This is a genomic window from Pseudomonas sp. NPDC077186 (genome assembly GCF_044543505.1).
In the GTDB taxonomy this organism is placed as follows: Bacteria; Pseudomonadota; Gammaproteobacteria; order Pseudomonadales; family Pseudomonadaceae; genus Aquipseudomonas.
On sequence record NZ_JBITWE010000004.1, the window covers coordinates 200,232 to 213,691 of the forward strand.

A 13,460-nucleotide genomic window follows, 5' to 3' on the forward strand; every position below is an offset into this window, starting at 1 on the left:
CTGTCTCCAAACCAAAGGAGCACTACGAGGGGACAGCAGAGTCAAAATGCGAGCGGCATTCACACCGCTCGCGCACTGGCGTTAAAGCACTTCCAGTGGGTACTCGACGATGAAGCGGAACTCATCCAAATCCGACTCGAAGTCGGTGGCGCGAGTCGTGGCTTGTCGAATGCGAAAGGACATGTCCTTCAACGACCCAGACTGCACAACGTACTTGGCCTCGATGTCCCGCTCCCAGCGCTTCTGGTTGGTCAACGGATCGCCGTTGTCATCACGGCGCATATAGACTTCGTTGGCGTTGCTGTAGTCGGCATCCCAGCCCTGGGCATATCGAGTCATGAAGCTCAATCCAGGCACACCGAAAGGCTCCATATCCAGGTCATAGCGCACTTGCCATGACTTCTCCTTCGGCGAGTTGAAGTCGCTGTACTGGATGGAGTTGTCGAGGTAGATGGAGTCCGATTGGCGCAAGTAGTCGAAGTCATCATCGCCATTGTTGCGCTGGAGACCCACCAGCACTGTATGAGCGCCGAATTGGATGCCGACCTTGCCGCTCCAGATGTTGTTATCGAAGCTCCCGAGGAGCTGCCTCCCTTCATCGACCGCCTTGTAGTAGTTCAGCCCGCCGATCAAGGCGACATCGTCCGCAAGCGGGTAGCTCAGCGTGGTGCCCGCGTAATATTGATTCCAGGCATCCTTGAGGCGGCTGGTGTAGAGACTAAAGCCGACGTTGTCATTAAGCGTGTAATCACCACCGAAATAGGCGATCCATGGCGAGTCCACTTCGCCCGCGTAGAAGGTAGCGAAGCCGTCGCGCATGCTGCTGGTATTGGGTTGGCTCATCGAGTGGAGGCGACCGCCCTGAAGCGACAGTCCTTCCACGCTGCTGTTGACCACGGTGACACCTCGGAAACTCTCCGGTAAAAGCCGTGCATCACCGTATTGGACGACCGGGCTGACGGGAAAGACGTCGCCTACCTTGATCTCGGTATCCATGAACCGAGTTTTCACCGCGCCCCCCAGTTTGGAGTAGTTGTCCTCAGCCTGCCCGAGGCTGTTATACGGCATCACGTCGACTGAGCCGCCTGCTCCAGAACGGCCGTCGCCGGTGTCAAGCTTGAGCCCTAGCATGGCAAAGGCATCGACACCAAAGCCTATGGTGCCCTCGGTGAAACCAGACTCGAATCTGCCTATCACGCCATGCGCCCACTCTTCCGAATAGCCATTACCCGAGCTGCTGGACTGGCCTTTACGGAAATCGCGGTTGAAGTAGAGATTTCGATTGAGAATGGTCAGGCTGCTGCCTTCGATAAATCCCTCGCCTTTCTCGCCGGCGGCCATTGCAGCTTGCCCGGTACTGACGCTCAGAGTGAGCAGAGAAAGTCCTAACAGGGTTCTGTTATTCATAAATGCTCCTGATGTTATTGGCAGTTGTCATTGTGTGGTCGCATATATGTGCCAAGCGCGCCGGGCATAGCCAGGCACGCCTTGGTCATATTTCCACATGCCAAATAACGTCAGGGTGACTTGGAAATTACATTTCAGTCAGCGCGATGTCATTTATCTAGTTTTGATTACGGCAACCTGTCCCGGCTGCCCGGTATTCAAGAATATTCAGATCGCCATTGGAGTCCTCGTAGGTCATCTGGGCCGGCATCACACCGCAGCTAGAGTCCGTCGGGGTAGTGGCCACGACCCTGGCGATATCGAGTTTCATGCCGTAGCGGTAATGAATAACTTCAGGCGGATTCTTTCCGTTAGCGGCAGCATACTCTTGCATGGCCTGCTCATTGGCCTGAATCATCCGACCATAGACACGATCAGCGCCGCCTTCTGCCAGAGCTGCAGAGGAAACAACCATAGCGGAAAGTGCAGCAATGACTTTGAGGTTTTTCATGTTTAATCACTCCTTCAAGGTGGTGATTAAAATATAAACGCAAGACCCTGTCACAAACGTGAAGCGAGAATTACATTCCTGTAATGGATCTAAACTCTTTGAGAGTAAAGGTTTTGATACGTCAGTTATGTTTGGCACTCGTCAGAGCAATTACAGGCGTCGGCTACCGAAGATAACAATTTCTACCCAGGTATCAGTGAGTGGGTCATTGGAAAGTCAGCTTTGGTGAGGCGATCGTTAGGGAAGGTCTGAAGTAGCCCTGTATTTCCGGTCAACTTCAGCCCTCGCTGCTTTTGAAAGCGGGCCGTCGATCAAAATCGACCAGGTAACCCGCTCAGTTCTCCGTTTTTGGCCGCCGCGAGCACCTCGCAGCAGCCATTTTCCGCATTACAGGCGTACCTCTCCTGCGGTAGTCAGCAAATGTCGGCGCGCCATCCATAGGTTCGACAGCGCGAACAGCGTCACCAGTTGAGCGGTGTTCTTGGCCAGGCCACGGAAGCGCACCTTCACGTAACCGAACTGGCGCTTGATCACTCGAAACGGGTGCTCGACCTTCGCTCGCACTTGTGCCTTGGCCTTCTCGATCTTGCGCTTGGCTTTGTACAGGGCGCTGCGTTTATCGAGCTTCTTGTAGGTGCTGCGGCGTGCTGCGACCTGCCAGATCACTTCGCGGCCAGCATGTTCGGGGCGCTTTTCGACGCCGGTGTAGCCGGCATCGGCGCAGACGACGTTCTCGTCACCGTGCAGCAGTTTGTCGACCTGGGTGATATCCGCCACGTTGGCTGCCGTGCCTACCACGCTGTGTACCAGCCCCGACTCATCATCCACGCCGATGTGCGCCTTCATGCCGAAGTAGTACTGATTGCCCTTCTTGGTCTGGTGCATCTCCGGGTCCCGCTTGCCGTCCTTGTTCTTGGTCGAGCTCGGTGCGTTGATCAGCGTGGCGTCGACGATCGTGCCTTGCCGCAGAAAGAGACCGCGGTCGCCCAGGTAGCCATTGATGACGGCCAAGATTCCTGCCGCCAGCTCGTGTTTTTCCAGCAACCGCCGGAAGTTGAGAATGGTTGTTTCGTCAGGGATGCGCTCCAGGCTCAAGCCCGCAAACTGGCGCAGAATGGTGGTCTCATAAAGCGCCTCTTCCATCGCCGGGTCGCTGTAGCCAAACCAGTTCTGCATCAGATGGACACGCAGCATCGCTATCAGCGGATAGGCTGGCCGGCCACCGTCACCCTTGGGGTAGTGAGGCTCGATCAGCGCAATCAAGCCCTTCCATGGCACCACCCGATCCATCTCGATCAGGAACAGCTCCTTGCGGGTCTGCTTGCGCTTACCTGCGTACTCGGCGTCGGCGAAGGTCATCTGCTTCATCGGGATACTCGGGCAACGGGATCGGCGTATTTCACCAGAAACGGGGAGTCTTCTTCAGGGTTTCCTTAGCGGTAGTAATGCACTCTTGGCGGCTCCCCATAGTCGCCGTCTGTGCATTTCGCTAAATGCGTGCGCTGCACAAACAGTGCAACGCACGGATTATTGCTAATTACAGCAGTGGAAGGGTGTAGCTCACGATCAGGCGGTTCTCATCAACGTCGTTGCCGAAGTTGGTTGAACGTAGTGTGGCGTTGCGCCATTTAACGCCCAGGTTTTTCAGCGCACCGTCCTGAAAGACATAGGCGATGTCAGTATTGCGCTCCCACTCCTTACCATCGGCACCGCCTGCGCCTAGATCAATATTGTCGCCGGTCAGGTAACGGGTCATGAACGTCAAGCCAGGGATGCCAACGCTGGCAAAGTTGAAGTCATAGCGGGCCTGCCATGAGGTTTCGTCTTTGTTGGCGAAGTCACCGATTTGCACATAGTTGACCAGGAACGGATCGGTGCCGTTGATGTAGGCGTAGCCGGTGTCTCCGCTCATGCTCTGGTAACCAACACCGAGTGCGTGACCGCTAAATGCATAGGTGAACATCGCCCCGAATGCCTTGTTGTCGACGTTGCTGTTGCCCTCGTCGGTGGAGCGAGCGTAGCGCAGATCAGTTTTCAGCGATTGCTTGTCACCTAGCGGCAAGGTGTGCAGGACCGTGAAAATATGCTGCTTGTAGAAACCGTCTAGATTGCCGTAGTTGTAGCCGGTGGCTAGGTTGCTGTTCCACTTGTAGGTTGCTCCGGCGAAGTTGAATTCATCGCTATTCTGGGTTCCGCCGCCGCTGATAGCGCGGGCTGCGCCGCTGGTAATGCTGAGGTCTTCGCTATCGGATGAGTCGCGCTGGCTTACTTGTTTGAGCTGGCCGGCATCGAAGGTCAGGCCGGCAATCTCCAGCGAATTCAGGTGCCCGCCTTGAAAGGTCTGTGGCAGCAGGCGCGAATCGTTTGCTTGGACGGTTGGCAGTCGAGGTTGCAGCGTGCCCAGTTTCAGCACGCTGTTTGAAGCGCGCAGCTTCGCGGTTAAGCCCATCTCACCATATTCATCCTGCGCTGCACGAGGTGCTTCTTTGTTGCGTTTTAGAAGGCCCGTGCCTGAACGATCAGCGCTGGAGTCCAGCTTGAGACCCAGCATGCCGATGGCGTCGATACCCACGCCGACTGTCCCTTCAGTGAAGCCGGATTCGTAGCGCAGCAGGAAGCCCTGGGCCCATTCCTCCTGCTTTGACTGGCTAGCTGAGTCTTGGCGGAAATCACGATTGAAATAGAAGTTGCGCGCTTCCAGACCAGCTTTGCTATCTGCCAAAAAATCAGCTGCCGCTGGTTGACTGAGACCGAGTCCTCCAGCGCTCAGCAGGAGCCCGCACGTGACTCGGTTAAGCCATTGAGAGTTGGGGGTAGCAATGAGCATGTAATTATCCTCGTCGAAAACATGTGTGGTAGACGTGGGGCAGGCTCGGGTAGGCGTATTACACTTGCACATACTTTCGATGACATTTTTATTTCAATGATCGAGAGGGCGAATGAAAGCCTTACAGGGCGAGGGTTTCAATGCAGGAGTGGAAACTTTTGTTTGTTTCAGCGAGATGACTATTTGGTGAATTAGCTGCTTGTGGACTACTCAGGGCTACTGAGTGAACCAGTTGTGGCGATCTTCAAAGGCTTTGTAGATGAGCGATACCAGTGTCTGCACTTCTGATTGCTCTGCTGCCAGCGGGGACGTTGAAATCCAGACCACCCGTTCCAAGGCAGTCTCGAATAACTCGTCAAGGGGCAGCAGGTTACGGTCTACATGGGAGATGTAGCCAGGTAGCAGGCCAATGCAGGAGGAGTTACGCAGCAAGTCAACGACCCACTCTTGTGAATGCACTTGAATGACCGCGCTTTGGCGCTGACGGATCAGCTGATTCCATGGTTCGAAACTGTCAACCGTTGTGTTTCCCGCGAGCTGAACCAGCATGAAATCCTTGAGGTCGGCTACAGAACTCGGTAGGCGTTTACCCGCATAACGTTTGGCCATATGGGCACGATAGGGAATTCGTGCAAGCATCAATGGTGTTGTCATTGCAAAGCTTGGAGTCGGTCTTGGCGTGCCGGGATCGGTGATCCAAATCATGACCTCTGCCAGCCTCTCGGGCTCGCCCTCCTGTGGGATGATTTCTAGTCTCACGGCCGCGTCATTACGCAGCCAGGAGATCAAATCACGGGCCAGCAGGTCGGTGAGCAGTGCCGTCGGCACCGCAAGACGTACCAGAGCTCGCTGGACACTGACGTCCTCTGGATGCAGGTCACCGAATTTCTGGATCAGTAGTTGTTGTAATTCACGTCCTGTTGCGCTCAGGCTGAGCTCGCGTCCTTTATAAAGGAATAGCGGGGTACCTACAGTTGCCTCCAGCTTCCTGAGTTTTTTGCGCATCGGCACGATTTGTAAGTTTAGGCTGCGTGCAGCCTGCCTAAAGCAGGCGCAGCGCGCGCTGGTCAAGAAAATCTGTGCTAGTTGGTGGTCGATGGTGAGAGGGTCGAACATGGGGGGCGATCAAAGCTCGTGCCAAGCAAAATGCATGTACTTTGAGCTTAACGAGACGAACCTAACGCCAGGATCGCAGCAGGATTACTTATTTGTAATCTGATGGAGGGAGGAGCTTTATGTTTGGAATTGAACTTCCGGCAGTATCACTTTATCAGCGCGGGCGGTTCTCAGCGCGGCACTCGACTACTAGTTCCGCGCTGAGGTTTGATGATTACAACAGCGGAAGTGTGTAGCTGACGATCAGGCGGTTCTCGTCAACATCGTTGCCGAAATTGGTTGAACGTAGTGTGGCGTTGCGCCATTTCACACCCAGGTTTTTCAGCGCACCGTCCTGGAAGACATATGCGATGTCAGTATTGCGCTCCCATTCCTTACCATCGGCGCTGCCTGCGCCTAGATCAATATTGTCACCAGTCAGGTAACGGGTCATGAACGTCAAGCCAGGGATGCCAACGCTGGCAAAGTTGAAGTCATAGCGGGCCTGCCATGAGGTTTCGTCTTTGTTGGCGAAGTCGCCGATCTGCACATAGTTGACCAGGAACGGATCGGTGCCGTTGATGTAGGCGTAGCCGGTGTCTCCGCTCATGCTCTGGTAGCCAACACCGAGGGCGTGGCCACCAAAGGCGTAGGTAAACATTGCTCCGAATGCCTTGTTGTCGACGTTGCTGTTGCCTTCATCGGTGGAGCGGGCGTAGCGAAGATCAGTTTTTAGCGACTGCTTGTCACCTAGCGGCAAGGTATGCAGGACAGTGAAAATATGCTGTTTGTAGAAGTCGTCCAGGTTGCCGTAGTTGTAGCCAGTGGTCAGGTTGCTGTTCCATTTGTAGGTCGCCCCGGCGAAGTTGAACTCATCGCTGGTCTGGAGTCCGCCGCCACTGATAGCACGGGCAGAGCCGCTGGTAATGCTGAGGTCTTCGCTATCAGAGGAGTCGCGCTGGCTTACTTGCTTGAGTTGGCCTGCATCGAAGGTCAGTCCATCAATTTCCAGCGAGTTGAGATGCCCACCCTGAAAGGTTTGTGGCAGCAGGCGCGAATCGTTTGCTTGAATGGTTGGCAGCTTGGGTTGCAGCGTGCCCAATTTCAGCACGCTGTTGGAGGCACGTAGCTTCGCGGTTAAGCCCAGCTCGCCATATTCATCCTGCGCGGCACGAGGTGCTTCTTTATCGCGCTTGAGCAGGCCCGTGCCTGAGCGTTCGGCACTGGAGTCCAGCTTGAGACCCAGCATGCCGATAGCGTCAATGCCGACGCCTATGGTTCCTTCGGTGAAACCGGATTCGTAGCGCATCAGGAAGCCTTGGGCCCATTCCTCCTGCTTTGATTGGCTGGCTGAATCTTGGCGGAAGTCACGATTAAAATAGAAGTTACGCGCTTCCAGACCAGCTTTGCTGTCCGCCAAGAAGTCAGCGGCCGCAGGCTGGCTGAGACTGAGTACCCCAGTACTCACCGCGACTGCCAAGAGGGTCTTCATTGTTGTTCTCCATGATCAGGGGGTTGGCATATCGGGGAGTCGTCGCTGCATGCCGTGCTCTCCGAATAGGGGGGCAGGTTCCTCTGCGCCAATGCTCAGCTGGGGGCTAGGCCAGTTCGCGCGCAATAACTAGGTCGAGGAACCATTACGGACTTTGGGGAAGATCAAGCGGAATACGGTAAAGCTGCCTGGCAGGCTGCTGACCTCGACCGTGCCCTGGTGCAGGCTCATGATCGAGCGAACAATTGCCAGGCCCAGCCCTGTACCCCCTTCGGCACGAGAACGGCTGGTATCGACGCGGTAGAAGCGCTCAAACAAATGGGGGATGTGCTGTGCTGGGATGCCAATACCAGGGTTTCCGACCGAGAACGATACGGTTTCGCTGTGCTTCTCGATCAGCAGCGAGATGTTTGCGCCGATAGGGCTATGCCGAATCGCATTGGACAAAAGGTTTGAAATGGCGCGCTGCACCATCAGCCGATCACCGAAGGTTCGGCCTGCTCCGGCAATGCTCAGACTGATCTGCTTCTCTTCCGCGGAGATGCTGAACAGATCCACAACGCGTCTTGCCTCGTCTTCCAGGGCAATCTTCTCGAAGGGCACCAGGGACGCTGGGTGGCTGACTTGAGCGAGAAACAGCATGTCGGAAACAATCCGGGTAACGCGCTCAAGCTCTTCTGTACAGCACTCCAGTGCGGCTTTGTATTCCTCTGGCGGACGCTCTCTGGAGAGGGTTACCTGGGCTTTGCCCATCAGGTTGGTGATGGGCGAACGCAACTCATGGGCTAGGTCATCAGAGAATTGCGATAGCTGCTGAACGCCGCCATCAAGTCGATGCAGCATGAAGTTGATGCCGTGGGCCAGCGCGCTGAGCTCTTGTGGAAGTTTGTCGACGGAAATCCGATGGGTCAGGTCCTGCGTGGAGATCAGCGAGGCAACTTGACGAAATTGCCGGAGAGGAGAGAGGCCTCGCTGCACGATCCACCATGCGCCCATGCCAATCAGCGCGAGCAGAAGAGGGAGTGCGATCAGTGTTGATTTGAGGTAGGCGCTGAGCAGCGCTTCGTCGGCAGATCGATCAATTGAGAGCAGGACTCTGACGTGGTCGCCATCGTTGAGCAGCATCACTTTGGATGCGGTCAGGAAGTTGTTTCCCTCAGTATCCGACCAGCTTTGGTAACTAGGGGTATCGCCTGCCGGTATGTTGGCAAGAATGGGCTCCCTGGATTTCTCACCCAGATTCAGGAGTAATTTTGTGCCTGACTTTTTCCCGTAGATCGTCAGGTGCAGGTTGTCATGTCCCATGACCAGATCCAACAGTGCGTGAGGCTGCTGGGCAATTGCATGGGCGCTCATGTCTTCAGCGAGACTGTGCTGAATCTGCTCCAGTTTGCCGTCAAGACTCTTCTTGGCCAAAGAGTCCAACTCATGAGTCAGTGCGAAGTAGGCGAGTGCCGCTAGCAGAACAACCAGTGCCGCCCCCATCACGCTGACCGACAGGCCAAGGCGCATGGATAGACTGGCCGGCCTCATGCTCGCTCCTCAAGCACGTACCCAACACCCCTAAGGGTGTGGATCAGTTTGTTATCGAACGGGTCATCAATTTTGGCGCGCAGCCTGCGGATGGAGACTTCGACGACGTTGGTATCGCAGTCAAAATTCATATCCCAGACCAGCGAAATGATCTGGGTGCGCGATAGCACTTCCCCAGAGCGGCGCATCAGTAGGTGCAGCAACGCAAACTCTTTGGTGGTCAGATCGATACGCTGCTCGCCACGGAACGCGCGGTGCCTAGCCGGATCAAGTTCAAGGTCGGCTACCCGCAGCACTTCCGGTACCGGAATTTGTTCGCTTCGCCGTAGCAACGTACGAATTCGCGCAAGTAATTCAGGGAACTCAAACGGTTTGACTAAATAATCATCCGCGCCCAAATCCAGGCCTTTAATTTTATCCACTAAGCGGCCGCGCGCGGTCAGCATTATTACGCGAGTACTGCTGTTGCTGCGTATATGCTCAAGCACACCCCAGCCATCAATTTCTGGAAGGTTTACATCAAGCACTACCAAATCGTAAGCGTGTTGCCTAACAAGATGGAGGCCGTCAACTCCCGTGGCAGCCTTATCAACTACATAGCCACTTTCGCTTAAGCCTTGGTGTAAGTACTCAGCAGTCTTGGGCTCGTCCTCGACAATAAGGATTCGCATAAATATTCACCTTAAAATGTGCGGCCAGTATTTTTTAGATTTTCTTTTGTTGTGGCTGCAGAGTGGTTTTAATTCTTTAATCGGTGATCACTGACATGACCTGAGGCGTTTCAGCTTTCACCAAGGCTAAAGCCTGTAGCGGCTTTAGGGTCAAGCCGTAATGCCCGTTTTGACTAGGCTCATGGGGTTAGCGACAACGTGTCGCACGTCTCGAACTCATCCAAAACACCCAACTTTGGACTGGCAGGGCTGCCCCGTGGCGCTAGGAACGGGGCAACCCTTATTTATCTGTGTTTGTTTCTATTTGTTGCTGGACGCTAAATCGCCTGCTCTCTTGAACGCTGCCAATATTAATACAGCCACACCTGAAAAAGTGCTGGATAACGTATTTGTAATTTTCCAGTCACCTTGCTGATAGGCGTGGAGCACTACATTCTGCCGGGAATTGGCTTTCTACTTATTTTCCCAAGTAATGATCCTCGATATCCCTCGGGATTAATAAATATAAAGGCCTTCATTATATTCCAGCAGAGTTAGTTCTGCGGAGGACTTTTAAGTGCATGTAAAAACAATGGCCGGACATGGAGTTGGAGTAGGTAAGTTCTGTGTGTTATCAGGGCTACTGGCTGCATTGTTAATTGCTCCAGTTCCAACAACTGCTGCCGAATCAACAAGGCAGTCAATAACGATTGATGAGGCGTTGGCGCAAGCGCTCACTGAGAACCAGGAGTTCGCTGCAGCACAATGGAATACAGGTATTGCCGAAGGTGCTCGTACTCAAGCTGGGCTGATCCCGAATCCTGAGTTGTCCTGGAGCGTTGAGGACACGCGCAGTGAGTCGCGCGTTACCAGCATTCAGGTATCTCAGCCAATTGAGCTGGGCGGCAAGCGTAGCGCGCGTATTGATGTGTCTGAGCGTGATCAGGACGCGGTGGCGATTGATCTGGAGCGTAAGAAAAACATCTTGCGCGCTGAGGTCATCCAGGCCTTTTACTCAGCCCTGCGTGCCCAGGAAGGACTGCAGCTTTCCACTCAGTCGTTAGACCTTGCCCGTCGCGGACTTCAGGTGGTCGAAGGGCGCGTAAAGGCCGGCAAGGCTTCGCCAATCGAAATTTCGCGTGCTCAGGTGCAGCTTTCGGAAATTCAACTGGAGCTGAATCGCGCACGCCTCAATCAAAGCAATGCCTACAAGCAACTGGCGCTCATAACGGGTGCCGAGACACCGAACTTCGCGCATGTCGAGGGTGATCTTGAGCGCCTGCCGTACCTGCCGTCGCAGGCTGAGATGCTTGCACGCATAACAGATACAGCGGACCTACGGCTGGCCAGCACGCACATCCAGCGTGCCGAGTCTTCCTTGGAACTCGAAAAGTCGCAGCGCATTCCAGACCTCACCGTCAGTGTTGGCAGCCAATACGACGAAGGGCTTGGCGAGCGCGTCAATTTGCTCGGCTTGTCGATGCCTATTCCGTTGTTCAACCGTAACCAAGGCAATGTGCTGGCCGCTGCTCAAGGAGCTGACCAAGCGCGGGATTTGCGCAATGCCGCAGAACTCCGCCTGCGCGCGGAAGCCCAGCAGGCATTTGAGCAGTGGGAAAGCGCTAGAAGTGAAGTCGACTCGATCAGCGGCACACTGCTGCCGACCGCGCAGCAAGCAGTAGAGGGCGCAGTACGTGGATTCGAGATGGGCAAGTTTGCCTTTATCGATGTACTCGATGCTCAGCGCACCCTCGTAAGCATGCGCTCCCAGTACCTGAATACCCTGGATGAAGCTATCTCGGCCTGGGTGAGCTTGGAGAAGATTTACGGCTCCCAACTCAACATCGAATTCAAAAAATAAGCATCTCTGCGCACCTACATAACGCCTTAGACGGTCGCGTCATGCGACATGAAGCCTCGCCTGCTTTCCTGGCGGCTGCATGTTTATTGAGCGCGTTTAGTCGCCGCCTGGGCATGAATCAAATTCAATACTTTTGATAATTTGGAGTTACCAATGGCATCAACAACTCCCAGAAAGCAGTGGCTGATGATTGTGGCTGTTGTCGTCATCGGTTTAGCCGTGGCGGGCCTGATTCTAAGTGGTAGCCCTGGTAAGTCCGGGGAGGAAGGCCATGGCCATGATGAGAGTCATGAGGATGTATCGGCTCACGCAGATCCCGAGCACCACGGGGAGGCTTCGGCCGACGAGCATGAAGAGGCCGATGAGCATGCAGATAAAGAGCACCATGAAACTGTAGAACCCACCAAGGGCGAGCATGGCGGCAAGCTTTTCACCGAGGGTGATTATGCGCTTGAAGTGACGATTTTTGAGGAGGGCGTAGAGCCTCAGTTCAGGCTCTATACCTACCTGGACGGCAAGCTTCTAAATCCTGCTGAAAGCACGGTGCAAGTGACCTTGTTGCGTCTTGGCCAACCTGCGCAAATCATCAATTTCAGCAAAGAGAATAACTACCTACGTGGCGATGCCGCGGTTGTAGAGCCGCATTCATTCCAGGTTTCCATCAGCGCCACGCACAGTGGCAAGAGCTATTCGTTCGGTTACGAGCAGGTTGAGGGCCGCGTGACCATGACGGATGCGCAGCTTGAGCAGGGTGGCGTCACGCTCGCCACTGCTGGTCCCGCGAAAATCGCCTCCACGCTGCAAGTGCTCGGCGAGGTTCGTTACAACGGTGACCGCACGGTTCAGGTGACCCCGCAACTTGCCGGGCGCGTCGACTCGGTGGCGGTTAGTGCTGGCGATACGGTCAGCAAGGGTCAGGTATTGGCCAAAATCTCCAGCCAGGCGCTGGCCGAACTGCGTGGCGAGCTACTGGCCGCCCAGCAACGCTCTGCGCTTGCCCGCACGACCTATGCACGTGAAAAGCAATTGTGGGAAGAGAAGATTTCCGCCGAGCAGGACTTCCTGCAGGCGCAAGTTGCCATGCAGGAAGCTGCTATCGCAGTGCAGCGCGTCCAGCAACAAATCGCTTCGCTGGGCGGTGCACCGGCCAAAGGCCAGAATCTCACCGAATTCGAGATTCGTGCCCCTATCGATGGCGTGATAACCAGCAAAAGCATCTCTGTTGGTGAAGTACTCAAAGAGGATTCCGCAGTCTTTACCGTCTCGGATTTGTCGACCGTATGGGTGGACTCAACCGTCGCGGCGAAAGACTTGGGCGTAATCGCCGAAGGGCAAAACGTTGTCGTGAGCTCCAGCGCATTCGCCGCCACGGCTAAGGGCTCCATTTCCTATGTCAGCGCTCTGGTTGGGGCGCAAACCCGCTCAGCGACTGCTCGCATCGTGCTAGCTAACCCAGATCGGCTATGGCGGCCTGGTTTGCCAGTGACGGTCGAGGTGATTGCCGAGGAGAACAACGTTCCCGTTGCAGTAGCGGTCGAAGCGATCCAGACCGTTCGCGATTGGCAGGTAGTGTTCGGCCGCTTCGATAACCAGCTAGAAGCTCGGCCTCTTGAGCTGGGCAAATCCGACGGCCGCTTCGTCGAGGTTATCTCGGGTCTGAAGGCGGGCGATCGATACGCGCTGAAGAACAGCTTCCTGATCAAAGCTGAGCTTGGCAAAGCCGGCGCGAGCCATGACCACTAATTCGGAGTCGAGCTATGAAACAAGTTACAGCTATTTTTCGCCCGATCCGGCTTGAGGCCGTCGAGCAAGCTTTGCATGCACTGCCACACCTGCCTGGATTTACCATCCTGCCCGCCCATGGTCATCCACGTGGCCACGGCAAGGATCACAGCTACATCGCCGACGAGTGGAACCCCGACGCCCATCAGCATCTCGTGCTGCTGGCGTTCTGTTCAGAAGAAGTTGCCGATGAGATCGTCCATGCCATCGAGAAGGCCGCCCACACAGGTGTACCCGGTGATGGAATCGTCGCCGTGGCCCCTTTGACCGACGCATTGCGCATCCGTACTGGAGAGCGCGGTGATGCTGCGCTTTAGGGGAAA

11 protein-coding genes are annotated in these 13,460 nt (G+C 55.2%); 3 read left to right on the top strand and 8 right to left on the bottom strand.

All coding sequences use genetic code 11. The features are described from left to right. Window positions 1-81: 81 nt before the first annotated feature. The 8 genes from ACIGKL_RS16480 to ACIGKL_RS16515 all read right to left on the bottom strand — a co-directional run bounded on the left by ACIGKL_RS16480 (window position 82) and on the right by ACIGKL_RS16515 (window position 9,515). Window positions 82-1,407 (bottom strand): OprD family porin, encoded by a 1,326-nt coding sequence (locus ACIGKL_RS16480; RefSeq protein WP_397487584.1) that lies wholly within the window; start codon window positions 1,405-1,407, stop codon window positions 82-84. A 157-nt stretch (window positions 1,408-1,564) separates the two neighbouring features. Then, a complete protein-coding gene (locus ACIGKL_RS16485) occupies window positions 1,565-1,897 on the bottom strand; it encodes a DUF2790 domain-containing protein (RefSeq protein WP_017675718.1) in 333 nt (110 codons plus the stop codon). A gap of 387 nt (window positions 1,898-2,284) precedes the next feature. After that, the gene (locus tag ACIGKL_RS16490) at window positions 2,285-3,265 is read right to left on the bottom strand and encodes an IS5 family transposase (protein ID WP_397487585.1); all 981 of its coding nucleotides are present in this window, start codon (window positions 3,263-3,265) and stop codon (window positions 2,285-2,287) included. A gap of 169 nt (window positions 3,266-3,434) precedes the next feature. Further along, on the bottom strand, window positions 3,435-4,724 hold the full coding sequence (locus ACIGKL_RS16495; protein ID WP_170050793.1) for an OprD family porin: 1,290 nt from the start codon (window positions 4,722-4,724) through the stop codon (window positions 3,435-3,437). A gap of 216 nt (window positions 4,725-4,940) precedes the next feature. After that, on the bottom strand, window positions 4,941-5,840 hold the full coding sequence (locus ACIGKL_RS16500) for a LysR family transcriptional regulator (protein WP_397487586.1): 900 nt from the start codon (window positions 5,838-5,840) through the stop codon (window positions 4,941-4,943). A 214-nt stretch (window positions 5,841-6,054) separates the two neighbouring features. Further along, window positions 6,055-7,311 (bottom strand): OprD family porin, encoded by a 1,257-nt coding sequence (locus ACIGKL_RS16505; protein WP_397487587.1) that lies wholly within the window; start codon window positions 7,309-7,311, stop codon window positions 6,055-6,057. 129 nt (window positions 7,312-7,440) lie between these two features. Continuing rightward, window positions 7,441-8,844, bottom strand: coding sequence for a heavy metal sensor histidine kinase (locus ACIGKL_RS16510; protein ID WP_397487588.1), 1,404 nt, complete (start codon window positions 8,842-8,844; stop codon window positions 7,441-7,443). Continuing rightward, window positions 8,841-9,515, bottom strand: coding sequence for a heavy metal response regulator transcription factor (locus ACIGKL_RS16515; protein ID WP_017675714.1), 675 nt, complete (start codon window positions 9,513-9,515; stop codon window positions 8,841-8,843). Before ACIGKL_RS16515 ends, ACIGKL_RS16510 begins: the two co-directional genes overlap by 4 nt. A gap of 571 nt (window positions 9,516-10,086) precedes the next feature. Between ACIGKL_RS16515 and ACIGKL_RS16520 the strand changes: the two genes are divergently transcribed. From ACIGKL_RS16520 to ACIGKL_RS16530, 3 genes are all read left to right on the top strand, one after another. Further along, a complete protein-coding gene (locus tag ACIGKL_RS16520; RefSeq protein ID WP_045733423.1) occupies window positions 10,087-11,355 on the top strand; it encodes a TolC family protein in 1,269 nt (422 codons plus the stop codon). Between the two features lie 153 nt (window positions 11,356-11,508). Next, window positions 11,509-13,098: an efflux RND transporter periplasmic adaptor subunit gene (locus ACIGKL_RS16525; protein WP_045733422.1), complete on the top strand. Its 1,590-nt coding sequence runs from the start codon at window positions 11,509-11,511 to the stop codon at window positions 13,096-13,098. A 14-nt stretch (window positions 13,099-13,112) separates the two neighbouring features. Then, window positions 13,113-13,454, top strand: coding sequence for a P-II family nitrogen regulator (locus ACIGKL_RS16530; protein WP_045733421.1), 342 nt, complete (start codon window positions 13,113-13,115; stop codon window positions 13,452-13,454). The last annotated feature ends 6 nt before the right edge of the window (window positions 13,455-13,460 follow it).